Here is a 22117-nt window from a genome sequence, read left to right as displayed (position 1 = left end):
GGGGCGGGCCGTCGCGCTGGCGGACGGACCGGCCGCGGTGGCCGCCGCCGTACGGGTCAGGGCCGAGGCCGTCGATGAGCAGGGGCGGTCCCGGGACGCGTACGCCCTGCTCGCCGGCGTCGTCCCGGACCTCGTCGGGCCCGCGCCCGAGCTGCTCGGGCCGCTGCTCTTCCAGGCCGCGCAGTCCGCCTGGCACGCCGCCGACCAGGGCGCCCTGGACCGCACCGCCGGGCAGGCCGCCGAGCTGGGCCTCGCCGAGGCCGGCCGGATCGCCGCCCTCGCCCGGCTCGCCGCCGGCCAGCACCGGTGCGGCCCCGGCGACCAGGGTGCCGGCGCCGATGCCGTCCGCGAACTCCTCGGGGTGGAGGGCGAGTCGGGCCTGGACGTGCGGGAGGAGGTGCGGCTGGGTTGGTGGCACCTGTTCGGGGGCGACCTGCCGGCCGCGCGGGACCTGGCCGTCGCGCTGGAGCGGCGGTGCCGGGAGAGCGGCGCGATCGGCACCCTGGCCCTGGTGCAGATGCTCCTCGCGCGGACGCAACTGCTGCTCGGCCTGCACCGGGAGGCACTGGCCACCGCCACCGAGGGGATGCGCGTCGCCGAGGACACCGGGCACGCCCGGGTCCGCGTCCACCTGGCCACCGTCCTCGCCCAGCTGGCCGCCGTCCGGGGCGACGAGGACGGCGTCCGTACGCTGACCGCCGAGGCCCTCGCCCTCGGCGTGGCCCCCGGCTCGGTGCACGCCGCCTGCGCCCTCGCCCTGCTCGACCTGGGCCTCGGCCGGACCGAGGCGGCGTTCGACCGGCTCACCGCGGTCGCCGGCGGCCAGGACCGGCAGGGGGTCATCGGCAGCCTCCCCGACCTCGTCGAGGCCGCGGCCCGGCTGGACCGGCCGGACGGCGGCCGGACCGCCCTGGCCTGGTACGAGCGGCACGCGGCGGCGTACCCGCGGCCCTGGACGGAGGCGGTGGCCGCCCGTTGCCGGGCGCTGCTCGCCTCCTCCCCGGACGAGGCCGGCTCGCACTTCGCGCGGGCTCTGCGGCTGCACCGGGACGGCGGGTCCGGGTTCGAGCGGGCTCGGACCGAGCTGCTCTACGGCGAGCATCTGCGTCGGCGGCGGCAGGCGGCGGAGGCTCGGCCGCTGCTGCGGGCCGCGGTGGACGTCTTCGAGCGGCTGGGGGCCGTGCCCTGGGCCGAGCGGGGGCGTGCGGAGTTGCGCGCCACCGGGGAGAGTGTGGGGGCGCCGGCCGCCGTGCCCGGGTTGCTTGACCGGCTCACGCCGCAGGAGGCGCAGGTGGCGCGGTTGGCGGCGGAGGGGTTGAGCAATCGGGATATCGGGGCTCGGTTGTTCATCAGTCCGCGGACGGCCGGGTATCACTTGTCGAACGTCTACCCGAAGCTGGGGATCGGGTCGCGGAGGGAGTTGGCTCGGCTGGGGTTGTGAGGGTGCCCCGGCCCCGCCCCTTCGCCGTTTCCTGGGGGCTGCGCCCCCAGACCCCCCTTGTCGCGGCTCCGCCGCTCGTCCTCAAACGCCGGACGGGCTGATTTCAGCCCGCCCGGCGTTTGAGGGCGCGCGCCGCAGGCGCGCTTGGGGCGCGGGAGGGAAGCAGTTGTAGGATGACTGGGCAACCGGGAAACCCGGTGAATCGTACGAACCGCAGCCGGAGGCGACCGTGGCACTACGAGCAGCAGGACGCCAGTCCCTCGTCGACACCGTCGTGGAGCAGCTCCGCGCCCAGGTGGCGGCCGGTGAGTGGCCGGTCGGGGAGCGGATTCCCACCGAGCACGCGCTCGCCGAGCAGCTCCAGGTGGGGCGGAACACCGTCCGGGAGGCCGTCCGGGTCCTGGTGCACGCGGGGATGCTGCGCTCCCGGCAGGGCGAGGGCACGTTCGTGGTGTCGACCGCCGACCCGGCGGAGATCATGCGCGGGGTGCAGCGCGCCGGCGTCCGGGACGTCCTGGAGCTGCGGATCGCGCTGGAGGCGGAGGCCGCCCGGCTGGCCGCCGTCCGGCACGAGCAGGCGGACCTGGACCGGATGCGGGCCGCGCTGGACGCGCAGGCGGCGCTGGAGGACGCGCACGGCCGGCCGGACGCGGGCAGCGTGGAGCTGTACGCGCACCACGACATCGAGTTCCACAAGGCCGTCGTGGAGGCGGCGCACAACACCGCGCTGACCGCGACGTACACCTGGTTCAGCAGTTCCGTGCGCGAGGCGCTGCTCCTGGCGCTCGACGACCGGGACATGCCGCGCATCGTCCACGGCGACCACCACGCCGTCATGGAGGCCATCGCCTCCGGCGACCCCGACGCGGCCGACCGCGCCACGCGGGCCCTCCTCGAACGCCCCAAGCAGGCGGTCGAGGCGCTGCTGGCCGACCGGCGGCCGTGACGGCGCCGGCCGCGCCCACCGCCCCGTCGCGGCCACCGCCCCGTCGCGCCCGCTACCCCGTCGCGGCCGCCACCCCCGAGCTTCACCCGAAAGGCAGACACATGTCCGAATCGAGGCCCCAGACACCCCTCATAGCCGCCGAGGAGCCCTCCTCGGCGGCCCCCGCCCCCACCGCCGTCCGCACTCTGCGGGCCCATCCCGCGCTGGTGCTCGCGGGCATCGTCCTGGCCTCCCTCAACATGCGGGCCGCCCTCGCCGGCGTCTCCCCGCTCGTCGGCGAGATCAATGACCACTTCGGGCTGAACGCGACCGCGAGCAGTCTGGTCACGACCATTCCGCTGGTCTTCATGGGCCTCGGTTCGATCGCCGCGCCGAAGCTGGCCCGGCGGTTCGGCACCGAGCCGGTGCTGTGCGCCGCGCTCGTCCTGCTCTGCGGCGGCATCCTGGTGCGCGTGGCGCCGCCGGTGGTCGCGCTGTTCGTGGGTGGCGCGCTGGTCGGCACGGCGATCGCCTTCCTCAACGTCCTGATGCCCGGCCTGATCAAGCGGGACTTCCCGGACCGGGCCGCGAGCATGACCGCCCTCTACTCGACGGCGATGATCCTCGGCGCCACCGTCTCGGCCGCCTGCGCGGTCCCGCTGGAGAACACCCTCGGCGGCTGGCGCGGTTCGCTCGCCTCCTGGGCGCTGCTCGCCGCCGTCGCCTTCGTGGTCTGGATCCCGCAGGCGCTGATCGCCCGGCGCGGCGGCCACCACGTCACCGCCCCCGCGCCCGGCGGGACCGCCGCCGCGGGCGACGGCTCGAACCTGCTGCGCTCGGGGCTCGCCTGGCAGGTCACCCTGCTCATGGGCACCCAGTCGCTGGTCGCGTACGTGTGCATCGCCTGGATGCCGACCGTCTTCACCGACCACGGCATGGCCAAGGGCGAGGCGGGCCTCGTCTACGCCTTCTACACGCTGGTGCAGATGGCCGGTTCGTTCGTCGTTCCCGTCCTCGCCGGGCGGCTGCGCGACCAGCGGATGCTGGCCGTCGGCGTCGTCCTGCTGATGGCCGGCGGCATCACCGGCCTGCTGCTCGCGCCCGTCGCGGGCGCGTGGGTGTGGGCGACCATGATGGGCGTCGCCCAGGGCGGCACGCTGGGGCTCGCGCTGACGCTGATGGTGCTGCGCAGCCGTGACGCGCACACCGCGGCCCGGCTCTCCGGCATGGCGCAGACCTGGGGTTACCTGCTCGCCTCCGTAGGCCCGTTCGCCGTCGGCGCGGTCCACCAGGCGACCGGCGGCTGGGACTTGCCGATCGGTGTGCTGCTCGCCGCTTGTGTGGCCCTCCTGTTCCTGGGACTCGGGGCCGGGCGCGATCGGAAGATCTGAGACGTTGGGGGTGGGTGAGACCCCGTCTTCCTTGTGAGGAGCGCGCCACCGTGCCCACGATCGTCGTCCCCCTGAAGCTCGCCGAGAACCACGACGAGCACAACCCGGAGCACGCCGCCGCGTGGATCGCGGGGCTGCCCGCCCTCGCGGCCGGCTTCCTGGACCGCTGGAACCTGCGGCCCGACGGGGAACCGGCCCACGGCTACGTGGCACTCGTCCTGCCCGTGCTGCGCGAGGACGGCACCCCGGCGGCCCTGAAGCTCCAGCCGGTGGACGAGGAACGGGCCGGCGAGCCGGTGGCGCTGCGCGCCTGGGGTGGGCGGGGGGCGGTCCGGCTCCTCGAAGACGATCCCGCCACGGGCACGCTGCTGCTCGAACGGCTCGACGCGGCGCGGTCGTTGGACGACGTGCCGGACGCGGAGGCCGCTCTGCTGGCCCTCACCGGGCTGCTGGCGCAGTTGCATACCGCTTCCGTGCCGGGCGGGTTGCGGCATCTGGGGGATGTGGTGCGGGAGATGCTCGACGCTGTGCCTGAGGCCCTGGAGAGTCTGGTCGACGCGGAGGAGCGGCGTCTGCTCGCCGGCTGGGCCGAGGTCGTACGGGAGGTCGCCGGGGAGCCCGGAGATCGACTGCTGCACTGGGATCTGCATTACGAGAACGTGCTGGCGCCGTTGCCGGACGCTCTTCCCGGTCGTGGGCCCTGGGTGGCCATCGACCCTGTGCCCCTGGTCGGGGACCCCGCCTTTGATTTGATGCCCGCGTTCGACAACCGGTGGGACGATCTCGTCGCCACCGGAGACGTGGAGCGGGCCGTGCGGCGGCGGTTCGATCTGATGACCGATGTGCTGAGTCTGGAGCGGGGGCGGGCGGCTCGGTGGACGGTGGCTCGGGCCTTGCAGAATTCGCTGTGGACGGTTGAGGACGGTGGATCGCGGCTGGAGGAGGAGCAGGTGGCGGTCGTACGGGCGTTGGCGCCGTACGTGTGAGGGAGCCCCTGTCCCTCCCCCAGAGGGGGGGACAGGGGCTCACTCCTCCCCCGCCAGCGTCAGCTTGCGCAGCTTCTCGCCCGCGTACCAGGTGGCGGCCACCGTCACCCCGGCGAGCAGCACCACCGCCACCGGGAGGCCCACGTCGGAGGAGACCGCGCCCGGTGCGGCGATGCGCTCCGCCAACGACAAAGCCCACTGCTGCACACTCAGCGTCCGGGCGCCCGGCACCAGGCTGCCGAACAGCGACTCCCAGATCAGGGCGTACACCAGGCCCGCGACCACCGCGTGCCGGGTGACCGTGCCCAGCAGGAGGAAGAGGGCGCTGTACGCCACGGAGGCGACGGCCGCGGCGATCGTGTAAGCGACGGCGATCCGTTGGCTGTTGCCGTTCAGGATGAGGCCGGCGATCAGGGTCGGCACCGCCGAGAAGACGGCGGTGACGCCGGTCGCGACGAGGAGCTTGGTGAGGATGATCGTCGGCCGTTTGACCGGCTTGGCGAGGAGGTAGACGACCGACCCGTCGTCGATCTCCGGGCCGATCGCGCCCGTGCCGGCGATGACGCCGATCAGCGGGACCATGGTGGCCAGCGCGAAGCCGCCCAGGACCTTGGTCGCCGTGTCGTCGTCGGCGCCGGTGAGCAGGCGGACCGCCGCCGCGATGACCAGCAGCAGGGCGGGGAGGGTGAAGAGGACGGCGGCCCTGCGGCGGCCGAGGAGTCCCCGGTAGGTGAGCCGGGCGACGGTCGGGTGGTAGATGCGGTGGTGCATGGGTTCGGCGCCTCCTTTCAGGTGTCAGGCCGCGACGAGGTAGGAGAAGACCGATTCCAGGGACTCGTCGGAGGGCGAGACCGTGAGGAGGCGGATGCCGTGCGCGCGGGCCACGGCCGGGAGCAGGGTGGTGAACCGGCCGAAGTCCACGGCCTGGACGCGCAGCGCGCCTTCCTGGACGTCCACCTCGATGCCGGACGTCGACGGGTCGGCGATGAGCGCGGCGGCCAGGGCGCGGTCGTCGCTGGAGCGGACCAGGTAGCGGTGCGGCCGGTTGGTCATCAGCCGGCGGATCTTGCGGAAGTCGCCGGACGCGGCGTGCCGTCCGGCCACCACGACCTCGATGTGCGCCGCGAGCTGCTCGACCTCCTCCAGGATGTGCGAGGAGAACAGCACCGACCGCCCCTCGGCCCCCATCCGCCGCAGCAGGTCCATGAGTTGCATGCGCTGGCGGGGGTCCATGCCGTTGAACGGCTCGTCGAGCAGCAGCACGGACGGGTCGTGGACCAGCGCGGACGCCATCTTGACGCGCTGCCGCATGCCCTTGCTGTACGTGGAGATCTTCCGGTCCTGGGCGTACTCCATCTCGACCGTGGCCAGCGCCCGGCGGGCCGCCGCGTCGGGCAGCCCGTGCAGCTCGGCGTTGGCGCGGACGAATTCGAGACCGGTGAGGAAGTCGTACATCGCCTCGCGCTCGGGGACGACGCCGATGTGCCGGTAGATCTCCTCGTTGCCCCAGATAACCGTCCCGTCGAGGGTGACCGTGCCGGTGGAGGGGGCGAGGAAGCCGCCCATCATGTTGATGAGCGTGGACTTGCCGGCTCCGTTGGGGCCCAGCAGGCCGGTGACGCCGGGGCCGATGGTCATGGTGACGTCGTTGACGGCGACGACGTTGCCGAACCAGCGGGAGACGTTGTCGATCCGGACAGAGCTCATGGGCGCGGCCCATTCCTTGAGGGGTGGTGGTCGGGCGACGGGTGGGCGGTCACAGGCCCGCCTTCCGGTAGCGGCGCATCAGGAGGGCGTACGAGCCGGCGATCAGCGCCAGGACGACGAGGAGGTAGACGAGGCCCGCGCCGGTGCCCGGTCCGTTGCCGCCCGGGAAGCTGGAGGTCGCGTCGAGGAACGCCGTCTGCACACCGTCGACCAGGGTGATCGGCGAGAACAGGCCCAGCCAGCCGATGACGTCGGTGTTGTCCCGGGCGTAGGCGATGCCCTGGACGGTGCTCACGGCGCCGAACGAGATGGTCAGGACGGCGATCACGGCGGCGACGCCGAAGCCGCGGCGCGGCGTGAGGGCCGCGACGACCAGGCCGAGGCCGGCGAAGAGGAGGGAGAGCAGGGCCACGGAGACCAGTCCTTGGGCGAAGGCTTTCGTCTGGGCGGCGAAGCCGAGCTTCGCGAGCAGGGCGCCCACGTAGAGGATGAGCAGGGGCGCCGCGGTGAGCAGGAACAGCGCGGAGGCGAGCGCGGCGTACTTGGCCAGCACGTAGTCCACGCGCTCGATCGGGCGGGAGAAGTAGAGCGGGATCGTCCGGAAGCGCAGGTCCCGGGAGACCGCCTGCGGCGCCTGGGAGGCGAGGTAGAGGCCGATGACGGCCTGGAGCAGGATTGCGTACCGCGTGTACTCCACGGGCAGGTCGTTCATCTTCGTGGTGATGGCGACCGCGACGATGATCGCCGCCGGCGCGCACATCACCGCGAGCAGCGTCATCGGCAGCACCTTGGACTTGGCCGAGCGGCCCAGGCCGTACGCGCCGCGCAGGCTCTGCGACCAGAGCGCGCGGCGGGCGTAGCCGCGGCCCAGGCGGGGGCCGGTGTACGGCCGGTAGCCGATGTTGTGGATCACGTCCTGGGCGGACGCGGCCGTGGTCTCAGGCGGCATGGGTGGTACCCCGTTCCTGCGCGCTTCCGTGGTTCACGCTGCTGTCGGCGCCGGTGCTGTCGGCGCCGGTCCGGAACACCTCGGCGATGCGGTGCCGGCGCTGCTCCATCCGCACCAGGCCGAGGCCGAGGCCGGCCACGGCGTCGCGCACGACGTCGTACGTCTCGTCGCCGGCGAGGTCGACGAGCAGGACGTGCCCGCCGCCGGTCACCGCCTCCCCACCTGCCGACGCGGCCCCGCCCGCGCCGCCGGCCGCCCGGACCGCGAGCCCGGCGGCCGTCAGGGCCGCGCCGAGGGCGGCGGTCCCGTCCGGGTGGGCGTCGGTGTCCGTGACCTCGACCGCGAGGGAGCCGGTGGCCTGGGTGAAGTCGCTGGTGGCGGAGGAGCGCAGCAGCCGGCCGCCGTCGATGACGACGACGTGGTCGCAGGTGCGCTCCAGTTCGCCGAGCAGGTGGGAGGTGACCAGCACCGAGATGCCGAAGTCGGTGTGCACCCGGCGGATCAGGGCGAGCATCTCGTCGCGGCCGACGGGGTCGAGGCCGTTCGTCGGCTCGTCGAGCAGCACCAGACGCGGGTCGTGGACCAGCGCCTGGGCGAGCTTCACCCGCTGCTTCATACCCGTGGAGTAGCCGCCCATCGGGCGGTAGCGCTCCTCGTAGAGGCCCACGTGCCGCAGGGTGTCCGCGGTGCGCTCGCGCGCGGCGGACAGCGGCAGCCCGGACATCCGTGCCATGTGCACGACGAACTCGGTGGCCGAGACGTCGGGCGGCAGGCAGTCGTGCTCCGGCATGTAGCCGACCCGCTCCCGGATGGCCGCGCCCTCGGTGGCCACGTCCAGGCCGAGCACCCGGGCGCGGCCCTCGGTGGCCGGGGAGAGCCCCAGCAGGATCTTGATCAGCGTCGACTTGCCGGCCCCGTTGGCACCCACCAGGCCGGTCACTCCCGGAGCGATGTCGACGGAGAGCCGGTCGAGCGCGGTCACCTTGGGGTACCGCTTGCCGAGGTTTTCGGTGGCGATCACTGTCACGTCATCGACGGTAGTGGCGCGGGCCGTGCCGGGCGTCAGACTCGATGACGGCTTCCGTCTACTTCTCGGGTCTGACCACCCCGTAGGGGGTGGGCCGAAAGTACCGAACCGGACGTCGGGGACACGTAGTGCCCGCCTCGCGCCCGCCTTGCCTCCACCTTTCGCCCGCCTTGAGCCCGACCCCTTGACGCCGCCGCCGAACATTGTCACATTCATCGGTGTCAACTTCCGCACCGGCAGGGACGGTTGCGCCATGAGGACCCTCGCGTCACCGCACGTCACGCAGGACCTGGCCGGTTTCCGGGAGGTGCAGCGGCTCGCCTACGCCTGCGCCGAGGCCGTCGCCGGCCGGCTCACCCCGGGGACGACCGAGCGCGACGCCGCCCGGATGCAACGGGAGTGGCTGCGGAGACGCGGGGTGAGCGACTGGTTCCATCTGCCCTTCGCCTGGTTCGGCGACCGCACGGCCTTCACGGGCTTCCGGGTGCCCACGCAGTTCTTCCCGTCGGGGCGGCGGCTGGAGCCCGGGATGCCGTTCGTCCTGGACCTGGCGCCGGTGTACCGCGGCTTCACCGCCGACGTCGGCTACTCCGGCTGCCTCGGCCCTGACCCGCTGCACACCCGGATGCTCGACGACCTCCTGGACCACCGCGACCTCATCCTGCGCGGCGTCCGCGAGCGCCGCCCGCTGCGCACGGTCTACGAGGACGTCGACCGGCTCATGATGCGCCAGGGCTACGCCAACCGGCACCGCGCCTACCCCTTCGGGGTGATCGCCCACAAGGTCGGCCGGGTCCGGGACCGGCGCCGCTCGCCCCGGATCCTCGGCTTCGGCACCCAGGCCCTGAAGGGGCTCGCCTCCGACGCGCTGCACGGCCACCGGGAGGGCTGGTCGCCGCTGTGGAGCCCGTACCGCTTCTCCGACCATCCGCCCGCCCCCGGGCTGTGGGCGGTCGAGCCGCACCTCGGCTTCCGCGGGACGGGAGTGAAGTTCGAGGAGCTGCTGGTGGTCACGGACTCGCGGGACCCGGAGGAGAGCGCGTTCTGGCTGGACGACGACCTTCCACACGTACGGCGGCGGCACCCGGTGGGACAGGGACGGCACCCGGTGGGACAGGACGGACAGAAGGGAACCGGACGATGAACGCCTTCGGCACGGAGCTCGACGGGGCGCGCGAGCGCTGGGTGCGGTCGGGAGGGCCGGACAGGGCAGACGGGCCGGACAGGGCAGACGGGTCGGACAGGGCAGACGGGCCGGACAGGGTCGAGCTGTGCGTCGCCGAACTGGGCGACCCCGCCGACCCCACCGTCGTCCTCCTGCACGGCTACCCCGACAGCAAGGAGGTCTGGGCGCCGGTCGCCCAGCGCTTGCAGGAACGTTTCCACGTGGTGCTCTACGACGTGCGCGGCTGCGGCCGGTCGACGGCGCCCAGCCCGCTGCGCGGTGGCTTCACGCTGGAGAAGCTCACCGACGACTTCCTCGCCGTCGCGGACGCCGTCAGCCCCGACGCCCCCGTCCACCTGGTCGGACACGACTGGGGATCCGTGCAGGGCTGGGAGTTCACCACCGTCCGCCGCACCGAGGGCCGTATCGCCTCCTTCACATCCGTCTCGGGACCCTCGCTCGACCACTTCGGTCACTGGATCAAGGAGCGGGCCGTCCGGCCCACCCCGCGCCGCGCCGCCCAGCTGCTCGGGCAGGGCGCCCGGTCCTGGTACGTGTACGCGCTGCACACGCCCGTCCTGCCGGAAGCCGCCTGGCGCGGGCCGCTCGGGAAGCGGTGGCCGGACCTGCTGGAGCGGTCCGAGAAGGTGCCGAAGGGGCCGTACCCCACCGCGTCCCTGCCGTCCGACGCCGCGCACGGCGCCTGGCTGTACCGCGACAACGTCCGCGAGCGGACGCGCCGCCCGCGCCCCGACGCGTACGCACACGCCCCGGTGCAGCTGATCACGCCGACCGGCGACGCGTTCCTCTCCGCGCGGCTCTACGACGACCTGGAGCGCTGGGCCCCCGGCCTGGTGCGGCGCACCGTCCGCGCGGGCCACTGGGTGCCGCGCACCCGTCCCGGGCAACTGGCGGACTGGATCGCCGAGTTCGTCGACCGGCAGGCGGACGGGCCGGCGCCCGCCCCGGCGCGGCGGACCCTCCCCACCGGAGGGAAGGCCCGCGCGGAGCGGTACGAGCGGTACGCGCGGCGCTTCGCCGGCCGGCTCGTCCTGGTGACGGGCGCCGCGAGCGGCATCGGCCGGGCCACCGCCTTCGCCTTCGCCGAGGCGGGCGCCCGGATCGTCGCCGTCGACCGGGACGCGGAGGGCGCGGCACGCACCGCCGACCTCGCCCGGCTCCTCGGCGCGCCCGAGGCGTGGGCCGAGTGCGTCGACGTGTCCGACGAGGCGGCGATGGAGAAGCTGGCCGCCCGTACCGCCGAGGCCCACGGGGTCGTCGACGTGCTGGTCAACAACGCGGGGATCGGCGTGGCGGGGGCCTTCCTCGACACCCCGCCGGAGACCTGGCGGAAGGTCCTCGACGTCAACCTGTGGGGCGTGCTGCACGGCTGCCGCGTCTTCGGCCGGCAGATGGCCGAGCGCGGCGAGGGCGGCCACATCGTCAACACCGCGTCCGCCGCCGCCTTCCAGCCCTCCCGGACGATGTCCGCCTACAGCACCTCCAAGGCCGCCGTCCTGATGCTCTCCGAGTGCCTGCGCGCCGAGCTCGGCGACCGGGACATCGGCGTCACGGCCGTCTGCCCCGGCATCGTCGCCACGGGCATCACCTCCGCCACCCTCTTCACCGGCGTCCCGGAGGAGGAGCAGCGGCGGCTGCGGGAGAGGACCACGCGGCTGTACGGGCGGCGGAACTACCCGCCGGAGCGGGTCGCCGACGCGATCCTGCGGGCCGTCCACGACGACCTGCCCGTCGTCCCCGTCACCCCCGAGGCACACGGCCTCCGCCTCCTCGCCCGTTTCGCGCCCCGGCTGCGACGGGCCGTCGCGCGCGCCGAGCCGCGGCTCTGACCCGCCCCTTGAAGCCCTCGGAGGAGGACCCCCGCATGACCACCGACCACCACCCCATCACCCCCCGGCGCGTCTCCTTCGACTGGCGGGAGACGCCGCTGCACTGGATCCCCGACGAGCCGACGGCCACCCACGTCATCAACGTCCTGCACCTGCTGCTGCCCGCCGGGGAGCGGTGGTTCGTCAAGGTGTTCAAGGAGGCCCTGCCGCTCGTCCGGGACCCCGAACTGCTGAAGGACGTCAAGGGGTTCATGGGCCAGGAGGCCACCCACAGCGTCCAGCACTCCTACGTCCTCGACCACCTGGCCCACCAGAAGCTGGACACCGGCCCGTACACCAGACAGGTCGACTTCCTCTTCGACGTGCTGCTCGGCGAGCGGCCGCCGTTCGGGCTGCCGCTCTCCGAGCGGGAGTGGCTGCGGTTCCGGCTGTCGGTGATCGCGGCGGTGGAGCAGTTCACCGCCGTCCTCGGCGACTGGGTGCTGCGGGCCGACGCCCTCGACGCCGCGGGGCCCGACCCGGTGATGCTCGACCTGCTGCGCTGGCACGGCGCCGAGGAGGTCGAACACCGGTCCGTCGCCTTCGACATGTACCAGCACTGCGGCGGCGACGAACCCGGCCGCTACGCCCGGCGCGTCCTCGGCATGGCGATCACCGCACCCGTCCTGACGTACCTGTGGGGCCGCGGCGCCGCCTACCTGATCCGGCACGACCCCCGGCTCGCCAAGCGGCTGCGCTACACGCTGCGGCACCACAACCGCGCCGTCGACAGGGGGCTGCTCCCCACCTGGCGCGAGCTGGGCGCGGCCATCCCGCGCTACCTCCGGCGCTCGTACCACCCCTCCCAGGAAGGGTCGTTGAGCAGGGCCGTGGCCTACCTGGCGGCGTCGCCCGCCGCCGGCCGGGGGCGGAAGCCGGGCGGGGCGGTCGCGTCGTAAGGTGACGGGTGGTGTCGGTGAGGAGTACCGCGTGAACGAACGTCCGGCGTACCGGATCCAGGAGCCGGCGTACCGGATCGAGGACCTGGCACACCTGAGCGGCGCCACGGTCCGCACGATCCGCGCCTACCAGGACCGGGGCCTCCTCCCCAAGCCCGAGCGGCGCGGCCGGGCGAACGTGTACGGCGACGCGCACCTGGACCGGCTGCGGCGGATCGGCGACCTGCTCGACCGCGGCTACACGCTCGCCAGCATCAAGGAGCTGCTCGACGCGTGGGACGCCGGCCGGGGGCTCGGCGGGGTCCTCGGGCTCGTCGCCGAGGTGGACGGACCGTGGTCCGACGAGCGGACCGCCCGCGTCACCCGCGCCGACCTGGTCGAACGCTTCGGGGGCGCCCCGGACGACACCGCCGTCGAGGAGGCCGTGGAGCTGGGCGTCCTCGAACCGGTCCCGGGCGCCCCGGACACCTTCCTGGTGCCCAGCCCGCAGGAACTGGCCGTCGCCGCCGAACTGCACGCCTCTGGCGTACCGTTGGGGGCCATCCTCACCCACCTGCGCGAGGTGCGCGCCCAGGTCGAGCACCTCGCCGGCCGCTTCCTCGACTTCACCGACGAGCACGTCTTCCGGCCCTACCTCGACCACCCGCCGACCGAGGAGGAGGCGGACCGGGCCGCCGCCCTCGTCCGCCGGCTGCGGCCACTCGCCCAGCAGACCGTGGACGCCGAACTCGCGCGCGCCATGCGGCTGCTGGCGGTGCGGAACCTGCGCCGGCACCTCGGGCGGGTCGCGGACGGGACGCCCCCCGCGGCGCCGGACGGCGCCCGGGTGCCGGTCGAGCTGCCCGCCGCCACGGTGGCCGCGGTGCGGGAGCTGGCCGGGCCGGACGGGGTGGGGGCGTTCGTGGCCGCGGCGACGGAGCGGGAGGTGCGGGCGCGGGTCATGGACGGGCTGGCGGCGCGGCACCGGGAGGGCGGGACGCGGCCCGCCTCAGAGTCCGGGGGCGCCCCACACGGGGAACCAGCGGCTCAGGTCGTCCTCGATCCGTAGGTCGTCGGCGAGCAACGCGCGGGCTTGGAGCTCCAGTTCGCTATCGCGCCGTTCCCGGGCTCCCTCGACGGGCGCGAAGGGGTAGAAGGTGCCGCGCTTGTAGAGGTAGACGAGGGCGAGCGCCCGCCCGCGTCCGTCGCGGCCGTTCTGGAAGCCGAGCAGCGAGCACAGCAGCTGCGGGCCGAACCCGCCTTCCTGGAGCAGGGTGTTGACCGCGTGCAGGTCGTTGACCAGGGCCGGGACGTCGTCGGGTGGCCGCTGGGCGAGCAGCCAGGTGTACCCGTAGGGGTCGCGCCGGAACGCGACGGGCGTGCCGCCGCGCGCGGTGTCCGCGTCGAGCAGCCGGCGGACGTCCTCGCGCAGTGCGTCGAAGGCCCCGCCCTCCACGCTGGCGAAGCAGACCGAGCCGCGTCCGGTCGGCTCCAGCCCGGCGCCGGCCCGGAGGGTGAGGGCGGCGGACGGGAGGGCGAAGAGACGGTCGAGGTCGGGGCGGACGGGCTTGGTCCGCCCGAGGATCACGTCCAGGAAGCCCATCGGTCGCCGTCACCCCGCCCGTCCGAGGCCCGCCGCGATCCTGCCGAGCTGGTCCAGCCGCCGTTCCAGCGGGGGATGGGAGGAGAGCAGGCCGCTGAGGGTCTCCCGGGAGAGGGCCGGCGCGAACCAGAAGGCGTTGAACGGCTCGGCCTGCCGCAGGTCGCGGGTGGGGATGCGGGCGAGCTGCCCGGTCACCTTGGTGAGGGCGGACGCGAGGGCCGACGGCCGGCCGGTCAGCAGGGCGGCGGCCCGGTCGGCGGACAGCTCCCGGTAGCGCGACAGCATGCGCGTGAGCAGGAAGCTCACCGCGTACACGACGGCGCTGACCAGCGGGACGACCACCATCAGCAGCGCCGTGTTGGTGTCCCGGCCGCCCACCCTGCGCAGCCCGCCCCACAGCCCGATCCGGGTGATCAGGCCGGCGAGGACGCCCAGGAAGGAGGCGATGGTCATCACGGCGACGTCCCGGTGCGCCACATGGCTCAGCTCGTGCGCCAGCACGCCCTCCAGCTCCTCGGGCTCCAGGCGGCGCAGCAGTCCGGTCGTGGCGCAGACCAGGGCGTTGTTCCGGTTCCGCCCGGTCGCGAAGGCGTTCGGGACGTCGGTGTCGGCGACGGCCACGCGGGGCTTGGGCATGTCCGCGAGGGCGCACAGCCGGTCGACGGCGCCGTGCAGCTCCGGGGCCTCGCGCGGGGTCACCTCGCGCGCCCCCATGCCGAACTCCGCGATGCGGTCGCTGAACCAGAACTGCGCGACGAACAGCCCGCCGGCCAGGATCAGCACGATCGGCCACGCCCCGCGCAGCAGCACGACCAGCACGCCGACGAACACCACGTACAGCAGGCCGATGAGGAACATCGTGCCCACCATGCGCGTGGTCAGCCCGCGGTCGGGGGCGAATCGCGTGGACCGGGCGCTCTCTCGCACAGCGGCCTCCCGCCGGCCTCGTGGCGCCACCCTCCGGCGCCATCCGGGAAACCCCCCTGCCACGATTCTCCCTCGCCCCTCCCCGCTCCCGCCGCCCGGCTACGGGGAGTAGCGGCGGGGGCCTCCCTCACACACCGCCCGCCGGCCGGGAGATGCGGGAGCGGGCCTCCGCCAGTTCCTTCTCGGTGAAGGCACCGTGCTCGGTAAAGGCACCGTGTTCCTCCTGGTGGCGCAGGAGGTCGGCGCCGAGGAGCCGGTGCCGCAGCCGGCGGGCCACCGCCTCGGCGACGTGGCCGGGGGCGGCGTCGGTGGGCTTCCGCGGCTCGGTGGCCTGCCCGGCCGGCAGCGTCGCCGCAGTGCGCGTGGTGTCGGTCACGCCGGCGAGCGCACTGCCGGCACGCGCACCCCGGCCTCCGCCCGGCGCTCAGCGGAGCTGCGAAAGCCCCTCGGTCGCGATGCGCTCGAAGACGGCCTGGTCGGCGGCGAAGACGGTGTCGGGGATCGGCGAGTGGAGCACGATCTCGGTGAAGCCGATCTCCTGCTGGCGGCCGGCGAAGTCCACGAACGCGTCGACCGAGTCGAGCATCGCTGAGCGGTCCGGGGTGAAGCCGGTGAGGAGGATCTTGTCCAGGGCGTCGATGTCCCGGCCGATCTCCTCGCAGGCCGCGCCGAGCTTCGCGACCTGCCCGCGCAGCGCCTCGTTCGACTCGGCGGGCGTACCCGTCTCGTACAGCTTCGGGTCGCCCGTGGTCACCCACGCCTGCCCGTACCGCGCCGCGAGCCGCAGCCCGCGCGGGCCGGTCGCGGCGACGGCGAAGGGCAGCCGGGGGGACTGGGCGCAGCCGGGTATGTTCCGGGCCTCGACGGCCGAGTAGAAGTCGCCCTCGGCCGTGACGGCGTCCTCGGTGAGCAGCCGGTCGAGCAGCGCCACGAACTCGGCGAACCGGTTCGCGCGCTCCTTCGGCGTCCACGCCTCCTGCCCGAGCGCGGTCGCGTCGAAGCCGTTGCCGCCCGCGCCGATCCCGAGGGTGATCCGGCCGCCGGAGACGTCGTCGAGCGAGATCAGTTCCTTGGCGAGCGTCACCGGGTGGCGGAAGTTCGGCGACGTCACGAGGGTGCCCAGGCGGAGCCGCTCGGTCGCCGTGGCGGCGGCGGTGAGGGTGGGCAGGGCGCCGAACCAGGGGCCGTCGCGGAAGGTGCGCCAGGAGAGGTGGTCGTAGGTGTACGCCGCGTGGAAGCCGAGTTCCTCGGCTCGCTGCCACGTGGCGCGGCCTCCCTTGTGCCAGGGGTCGACAGGAAGGATCACGGTGCTCAGGCGCAGGCTCATGGAGCGAGCCTACGTCGGGACGGTGGGCGGGCCGGGGGCCGTCCTTCTTCGGAGCCCTGGCTCAAAAGCGCGCCGCCGCGCGCACCCGTGCGCCCGGGAGCGTCCGGTATCCGACAATGGGAACCGTGACTTCAGCTACCGAGCAGCCCGAGACCCCGGCCGCCGGCCGGACCGCCCCGATACCCCGGCTGATCGCCACCGACCTCGACGGCACCCTGCTGCACGACGACAAGACGGTGTCCGACCGGACCGTGGCCGCGCTGGCCGCCGCCGAGGCGGCCGGGATCGAGGTCTTCTTCGTCACCGGGCGCCCGGCACGCTGGATGGACGTCGCGAGCGACCATGTGCACGGGCACGGGCTGGCGATCTGCGCGAACGGCGCCGCCGTCGTCGACCTCCGGGACGGCGGCCGGTTCGTCGAGGTCAGGCCCCTGGAGCCGGCGGACGCCCGGGCCATCGTGACGTTGCTGCGCGCCGCAGTCCCGGGCACTTCGTTCGCCGCCGAGCGGACCACGGGCTTCCAGTACGAGCCGGAGTATCCGCCGTTCCAGCTCGATCCGTGCGCGGTCGTCGCGCCCGCCGAGGAGTTCCTGGCGGAGGGCGGTGCCGACGGGGAGGGCGGCGCCTCCCGCGGCCCCATCCTGAAGCTGCTCGCCCACCATCCGGAGCTCGCCCCCGACGCGTTCCTCTCCCTGGCCCGCACCGCGGCGGGCGAGCACGGTTCGATCACGCGCTCCAGCCCTACCCCGCTGCTGGAGATCAGCGGGCTTGGCGTCAGCAAGGCCAGTACCCTCGCCGGGTACTGCGCCGCGCACGGGATCGTGCCGGAGGAGGTGGTCGCCTTCGGTGACATGCCGAACGATCTGGAGATGCTGGGGTGGGCCGGCACGTCCTATGCCATGGCCAACGCCCATCCCGAGGTCTTGGCCGCTACCACTCACCGCACTGCGGCCAATAACGAGGACGGGGTCGCGGCGGTGATCGAGCAGATTCTGCACGCTTGTGTGTGAGGAGTGCCCCGGTCCCGCCCTTTCACCGTTTCTTGCGGGGGCGGGCCCCCGCACCCCCGAAACCGCGCTGCGCGCGGTTGTCCTCAAACGCCGGACCGGCTGATTCAGCCCGTCCGGCGTTTGAGGACGAGCGGCGGAGCCGCGATAAGGGGTCTGGGGCGCAGCCCCAGGAATCGGCGAAGGGGCGGGACCGGGGCACCCTCACACCCCCACCCCCCGCCGCCGCAACCACTCCACCGGATCCACCGCCGACCCGAACTCCGGCGACGTCCGCACCTCGAAGTGCAAGTGGGGACCCGTCGAATTCCCCGTCGTCCCCGACAACCCGATCCACTCACCGGGCCGGACCACCCGCCCCGGCCCCACGAACGGCGCCGCCAGGTGCGCGTACTGCGAGTACCAGCCCCCCGGATGCCGGATGACCATGCTGATGCCGAAGGGACCGCCGCACCCGGCCGCCACCACCGTCCCGGGCCCGACCGAGCGCACGGGAGTGCCGGTGGGCACGGCGAAGTCCTGGCCGGTGTGCGTGCCGGACCAGTTCGCGCCGGAGCCGCCGAAGCCGGCCGAGAGCCGGTAGCCGAGCACCGGGCGGGTCCAGGCGCGGCGAGACGGTTCGCCGTCCGGCCGGTCCCCGGCGTCGGGGTCGAGCGCGTCGCGGTCGGCGATCCGGCAGCGGCCTTCGGCGACGTCGGCGGCGGCCAGCGCGTCGAGCCGGCCGCGGGCCTCGGCGAGCCGGTTCCCCACGGCATCCAGGGAGGTGCGCGAGGAGGCGGCGTCCCGGTCCAGCGCCCGCCAGGAGAGCGCCGCCGCCCGCGCCTCGTCGGCGAGGGCGCGGCTCCGGTCGTCCGTCTCGCTGACGCGCCGGGCGAGCCATTCCCGCCGTCCGGTGTCGTCCTCCTGGACGGACAGCAGCTCCAGCGGGTCGTCCAGCAGCCCGGTGCTCTCCCGGGCGGTGAAGCCGCCCGTCCGGTACTGCGCCCGCGCGGCGGCCCCGGCGTCCTCACGCAGCACGCCGGAGACGAAGCGCAGGCCGCTCAGCCGCTCCGCCAGCCGGTCCGCCTCCCGGCGCCGCTCCCGCGCGGCCGGTACCGCGCGGGCGTAGCGCTCCTTGGCCAGGGTCTCCTCACGGGCCAGCCGGTACACCTCGGAGGTGACGCGGGCGAGCCGGCCCGGGGCCGCGTAGGAGTCGGGCGGCCGGGAGGCGAGCACCGGCGACACCGTGACGGCGAGCGCGCAGAGGACCAGGCAGCCGTCGCGGCGGAGGCGGCACCCGGCGTGGTGGCCGCGCGGCCGGCCGCCGTCGGGGGCGGAACGCTGAAATCGGCGCATGGACGCGATCGTGACCCGGGATCCGGTGGCTCCGCTTCCGCAGCGGGACCGTTCAGGGGACGCCCGGACGGGCGCCGGACGCACGCCGGGCACACGCCGGGCACACCCGAAGGACGCCCGCCCCGGCCCGTCTCGGCCGCCTCGGCCCGGACGGTCGTTCGGCGGAGACGGCCCGGCGGGCACGCCGCCTTCCCGCCTTCCCGGCGTCCCGCGTTCGGCGCAGCGGGGTTCGCATGGCCCGGCGATCGCCCGAGTGGGCATGACGGCGGCGCGTCCGCCCGCGCCGGGCCCGGGCAGGGGAACGGGCGGGGGCGCGGGCATGGACGCGGGCATGGGCATGGGCACGGGCATGGGCGCCGACACGAACCGCGCACTGCTGCCGCTGCTGCCACTGCCGCGCCGTGCATCCGGCCGCCCGCCGCCCGCCGCCCGCCGCCGACCGCCGACCGCACGTCCCACCGCCGGAGCGGCACCGAGCCCCCGCCGCCCCTACAGCGGCGCCTCCCACACCACCCGCGTCCCCCCGCCCCCCTCGCCCAGCCCCGGCCCGCACACGCACGAGCCGCCCAGGGACTCCGCCCGCTTGGCGAGGTTCCGCAGACCGCTGCGCCGACCGCCCTCGGGAAGACCGATGCCGTCGTCGGCGACGGTGAGCCGGACCGCCTCGCGGCCGTCCGGGAGCCGGACCGTCGCGTCGACGACGACCTCGATGCGGGAGGCGTGCGCGTGCCGGAAGGCGTTGGACAGCGCCTCCCGCAGCGCGGCGATGAGGTTCTTGCCCGTGCCCTCGCCCACCAGCGCGTCCACCGGGCCGACGAAGTTCACGGAGGGCTGGAAGCCCAGCGGCACGGCGGCCGTGCCGACCTCCCGCAGGACGCGGGTCCGCAGTCCGGCGGGTGCCTCGGCCGGCCCCTGCTGGAGGGCGAAGATCGCCGTCCGGATCTCCTGGATGGTCGTGTCCAGCTCGTCCACGGCCTGCCCGACGGTCGTCCGGACCTCCGGGACCACGGCCCTGCGCTGCGCGCTCTCCAGCAGCAGGCCGGTGGCGAACAGCCGCTGGATGACGAGGTCGTGCAGGTCGCGGGCGATCCGGTCGCGGTCCTCGTAGACCGCGAGCCGCTCGCGGTCGCGCTGCGCCTCGGCCAGGACGAGCGCGAGCGCGGCCTGGGCGGCGAACTGCGCGGCGAGCGTGCGCTCGGTGGCCGTGTACCGCCGGGCGCCCCGGCGGCGCGGGATGGCCAGGGTGCCGAGCACCCGCCCGCCGCTGCGCAGCGGCAGCAGCATGCTCGGGCCGAAGCGCGGGGCCACCGCCGTGATCATGCGGGGGTCGGTGGCGGAGTCATCGACGAACACCGGCTCCCCGGCGAGCAACTGCGACACCACGGGGCTGTGCGGCGGCATCACCGTGCCCAGCAGCCCCGTCGGATCGTCGGCGGAGACGACGACCATCTCCAGGCCGCCGTCTCCGTCCGGCAGCAGCACGATCCCCGCGTCCGCCTCCGCGAGCCGGCGGGCCTGTTCGGCGACGACGGCGAGGGCGTCCTCCGCGTCGCCGCCCGAGAGCAGCGCGGTGGTGACGGCGACCGAGCCGTCGATCCAGCGCATCCGCTGCCGGCCCTGCTCGTAGACGCGCGCGTTCCCGATCGCGATGCCCGCCTCCGTGGCGAGGATCTTCACCATGTGCAGGTCGGCGACGCCGAACTCGCCGCCGCCGCGCTTCCCGGCCAGGTAGAGGTTGCCGAAGACCTCGCCCTCGACGCGGATCGGAACGCCCAGGACGTCCCCCGGGGCGCCGGCCGGGGTGCGCCGTCCGGCGTGCCGCAGCAGGGCGTCGAGCACCGCGCGGTCGGCGGAGGGTTCGCCGCCGTGAACGTCCCCTTCCGAAGCGTCAAAAGCGTCGGAGGCGTCCGAAGCGTCGGGGACACCGTACGTGACGAAGTCGGCCAGGCCCTCGCCTGACGGGTCGGCGTCGCCGTTGACCGCGATGGCGGCGTAGCGGGCGCCGGCGAGCTCGGCGGCGGTCTCGGCGATCCGGTCGAGGGTGGAGTGCAGTTCCAGCCCGGTGCCCACCGAGCGCATGGCCTCCAGCAGCTGCGGCACCCGGCCGGTGAGCTCGGTGGACATGCCCTGGAGGCGGCGGGTGGCCTCCGTGGCGACGGCCACCGGGTCCAGCGGCCCGAACGGCGGCGTGGTGGGAGGCGGGGTGCCGAGGGGTTCCTCGGGGACGGGGTCCTCGGTGGCGGGCATAGGCAGAGCCTAATAAGTACCTTTTGCCAGGGAAAGCGGCGGATGCACCATGTCGTGCTCGGGCGGACGCACTGTGCCGTGCTCGGGCGGATGCACCATGTCGTGCTCGGGCGGACGCACTGTGCCGTGCTCGGGCGGATGCACCATGTCGTGCTCGGCGCGCTCGCGCTCCAGCATCAGGCGGAACGTTCCGTCCACCTCCGCCAGTTCCCGGTACGGGCCGCGCTGCGCGATCCGGCCGCCGTCCAGGACGATCACCTCGTCCACCGCCTCCAGCCCCGCCAGCCGGTGCGTGATCAGCACCGTCGTCCGGCCCTCCGTCGCCGCCAGCAGGTCCGCGGTGAGCGCGTCCGCCGTCGCCAGGTCGAGGTGCTCGGCCGGCTCGTCCAGCACCAGCACCGGGAAGTCGGCCAGCAGCGCGCGGGCCAGCGCCAGGCGCTGCCGCTGCCCGCCGGAGAGCCGGGCGCCGTGCTCGCCGACCGGGGTGTCGAGCCCCTGCGGCAGGGAGTCCACCCACTCCAGCAGGCGCGCGTCGGCCAGCGCCCGGCGCAGGCACGCGTCGCCCGCGCCGGGGCGCGCGAGGCGCAGGTTCTCCCGGAGGGAGCTGTCGAAGAGGTGCGCGTCCTGCGCGCACAACCCCACCAGCCGCCGTACCGCGTCGCCGTCCATCCGCGACGCGTCCCGGCCCGCGAGCGTGTACGTCCCGGATCCGGCGTCCAGGAAGCGCAGCAGCACCTGGGCGAGGGTCGTCTTGCCCGCCCCCGACCGGCCGACGACCGCCACCCGCCGCCCGGCGGTCAGCTCCAGGCCGACGTCCCGCAGGGCGGGGGCGGGGCCGCCGGGGTACGCGGCGGTGATCCCGGCCAGCCGCAGCGGGAAGGGGGACGGAGGGGCGGGTTCCGTCCCGTCGCGTACCGGCTCCGGCGCGTCCAGCACCTCGTACACCCGCTCCGCCGCGCGGCGGACCCGCTGCCGGTGCTGTACGGCGAGCGGCAGCCCGTTCACCGCCTCGAACGCGGCGAGCGGCAGCAGGACGACCACGGCCAGCCAGACGCCGCCGAGGCGTCCGTCGTGGACCGCCGCGACACCCGCCCACGCCGCACCGGCCACGGTGAGTCCGCAGGCCAGGGCCGACAGGCCGGAGCCGAGCGCGGTGGCGGCGGAGGCCCGGCGGGCGATGCCGGTGAGGTCGGCGTCCGCCCGGCGCAGCCGCGCCAGCCGGGCGGGCAGGGCGCCCGCGACCGTCAGTTCGGCCGTACCGGACAGCAGGTCGACCACCTGGGCGGACAGCGCGCCGCGCGCCGGTGCCAGCC

At 74.6% G+C, this 22117-nt stretch carries 20 protein-coding genes; 9 read left to right on the top strand and 11 right to left on the bottom strand.

Going from position 1 to position 22117, the window contains the following annotated elements:
- The 4 genes from JNW98_RS28475 to JNW98_RS28460 form a co-directional block, all read left to right on the top strand.
- Positions 1-1441, top strand: a 1441-nt coding sequence (locus JNW98_RS28475; protein ID WP_223771182.1) for a helix-turn-helix domain-containing protein, incomplete at its 5' end; no start/stop codon positions are given.
- A gap of 229 nt (positions 1442-1670) precedes the next feature.
- The gene (locus JNW98_RS28470) at positions 1671-2387 is read left to right on the top strand and encodes a FadR/GntR family transcriptional regulator (RefSeq protein ID WP_223771181.1); all 717 of its coding nucleotides are present in this window, start codon (positions 1671-1673) and stop codon (positions 2385-2387) included.
- A gap of 101 nt (positions 2388-2488) precedes the next feature.
- A complete protein-coding gene (locus JNW98_RS28465) occupies positions 2489-3757 on the top strand; it encodes a CynX/NimT family MFS transporter (protein WP_223771180.1) in 1269 nt (422 codons plus the stop codon).
- A 50-nt stretch (positions 3758-3807) separates the two neighbouring features.
- Positions 3808-4743, top strand: coding sequence for an aminoglycoside phosphotransferase family protein (locus JNW98_RS28460; RefSeq protein WP_308015676.1), 936 nt, complete (start codon positions 3808-3810; stop codon positions 4741-4743).
- Between the two features lie 39 nt (positions 4744-4782).
- On the opposite strand, the gene JNW98_RS28455 is transcribed toward JNW98_RS28460, so the two are convergent.
- Genes JNW98_RS28455 through JNW98_RS28440 form a run of 4 tightly spaced genes read right to left on the bottom strand, consistent with a single transcriptional unit; the run spans position 4783 to position 8420 of the window.
- Positions 4783-5502 carry an ABC transporter permease subunit gene (locus JNW98_RS28455; RefSeq protein WP_223771185.1) on the bottom strand — a complete coding sequence of 240 codons (720 nt, stop codon included), beginning with the start codon at positions 5500-5502 and terminating at the stop codon, positions 4783-4785.
- Positions 5503-5538: 36 nt separating this feature from the next.
- On the bottom strand, positions 5539-6450 hold the full coding sequence (locus JNW98_RS28450) for an ABC transporter ATP-binding protein (RefSeq protein WP_223771179.1): 912 nt from the start codon (positions 6448-6450) through the stop codon (positions 5539-5541).
- 49 nt (positions 6451-6499) lie between these two features.
- Positions 6500-7399: an ABC transporter permease gene (locus JNW98_RS28445; protein ID WP_223771178.1), complete on the bottom strand. Its 900-nt coding sequence runs from the start codon at positions 7397-7399 to the stop codon at positions 6500-6502.
- Positions 7389-8420 carry an ABC transporter ATP-binding protein gene (locus tag JNW98_RS28440; protein ID WP_223771184.1) on the bottom strand — a complete coding sequence of 344 codons (1032 nt, stop codon included), beginning with the start codon at positions 8418-8420 and terminating at the stop codon, positions 7389-7391. Before JNW98_RS28440 ends, JNW98_RS28445 begins: the two co-directional genes overlap by 11 nt.
- 259 nt (positions 8421-8679) lie before the next feature.
- On the opposite strand from JNW98_RS28440, the gene JNW98_RS28435 reads away from it, so the two are divergent.
- From JNW98_RS28435 to JNW98_RS28420, 4 genes are read left to right on the top strand one after another with little or no spacing between them, the layout of a single operon-like run.
- On the top strand, positions 8680-9570 hold the full coding sequence (locus tag JNW98_RS28435) for a M24 family metallopeptidase (protein WP_223771177.1): 891 nt from the start codon (positions 8680-8682) through the stop codon (positions 9568-9570).
- On the top strand, positions 9567-11441 hold the full coding sequence (locus JNW98_RS28430; RefSeq protein WP_223771176.1) for an SDR family oxidoreductase: 1875 nt from the start codon (positions 9567-9569) through the stop codon (positions 11439-11441). The genes JNW98_RS28435 and JNW98_RS28430 overlap by 4 nt, the downstream gene beginning before the upstream one ends.
- Positions 11442-11476: 35 nt before the next feature.
- Positions 11477-12379, top strand: coding sequence for a metal-dependent hydrolase (locus tag JNW98_RS28425; RefSeq protein WP_223771175.1), 903 nt, complete (start codon positions 11477-11479; stop codon positions 12377-12379).
- Between the two features lie 31 nt (positions 12380-12410).
- On the top strand, positions 12411-13427 hold the full coding sequence (locus JNW98_RS28420) for a MerR family transcriptional regulator (RefSeq protein WP_223771174.1): 1017 nt from the start codon (positions 12411-12413) through the stop codon (positions 13425-13427).
- Here the strand turns inward: JNW98_RS28420 and pspAB are convergent.
- From pspAB to JNW98_RS28400, 4 genes are all read right to left on the bottom strand, one after another.
- Entirely contained in the window at positions 13368-13961 is a 594-nt protein-coding gene (gene pspAB, locus JNW98_RS28415) for a PspA-associated protein PspAB (RefSeq protein ID WP_223771173.1), read from the bottom strand. The two genes, JNW98_RS28420 and pspAB, sit on opposite strands and share 60 nt — an antisense overlap.
- A 9-nt stretch (positions 13962-13970) precedes the next feature.
- Positions 13971-14888 (bottom strand): zinc metalloprotease HtpX, encoded by a 918-nt coding sequence (gene htpX, locus JNW98_RS28410; RefSeq protein ID WP_223771172.1) that lies wholly within the window; start codon positions 14886-14888, stop codon positions 13971-13973.
- Positions 14889-15015: 127 nt separating this feature from the next.
- A complete protein-coding gene (locus JNW98_RS28405) occupies positions 15016-15264 on the bottom strand; it encodes a hypothetical protein (protein ID WP_223771171.1) in 249 nt (82 codons plus the stop codon).
- 48 nt (positions 15265-15312) lie between these two features.
- Positions 15313-16215: an LLM class flavin-dependent oxidoreductase gene (locus JNW98_RS28400; RefSeq protein WP_223771170.1), complete on the bottom strand. Its 903-nt coding sequence runs from the start codon at positions 16213-16215 to the stop codon at positions 15313-15315.
- A gap of 116 nt (positions 16216-16331) precedes the next feature.
- On the opposite strand from JNW98_RS28400, the gene JNW98_RS28395 reads away from it, so the two are divergent.
- Positions 16332-17225, top strand: a complete 894-nt coding sequence (locus JNW98_RS28395; protein ID WP_223771169.1) for a Cof-type HAD-IIB family hydrolase — start codon at positions 16332-16334, stop codon at positions 17223-17225.
- A 201-nt stretch (positions 17226-17426) separates the two neighbouring features.
- Here the strand turns inward: JNW98_RS28395 and JNW98_RS36725 are convergent, their stop codons facing one another.
- The 3 genes from JNW98_RS36725 to cydC form a co-directional block, all read right to left on the bottom strand.
- A complete protein-coding gene (locus JNW98_RS36725; protein ID WP_308015675.1) occupies positions 17427-18557 on the bottom strand; it encodes a M23 family metallopeptidase in 1131 nt (376 codons plus the stop codon).
- 489 nt (positions 18558-19046) lie between these two features.
- Positions 19047-20681, bottom strand: coding sequence for a GAF domain-containing sensor histidine kinase (locus JNW98_RS28385; protein WP_223771183.1), 1635 nt, complete (start codon positions 20679-20681; stop codon positions 19047-19049).
- Between the two features lie 132 nt (positions 20682-20813).
- Positions 20814-22117 (bottom strand): thiol reductant ABC exporter subunit CydC (gene cydC, locus JNW98_RS28380; RefSeq protein WP_223771168.1); only part of this gene is annotated, 1304 nt, incomplete at its 5' end.

It is taken from the genome of Streptomyces huiliensis, from assembly GCF_020037025.1.
Taxonomy (GTDB): domain Bacteria; phylum Actinomycetota; class Actinomycetes; order Streptomycetales; family Streptomycetaceae; genus Streptomyces; species Streptomyces huiliensis.
The sequence above is the reverse complement of the archived record's forward strand: the minus strand, read 5'-3'. Positions and strand labels throughout refer to the sequence as shown.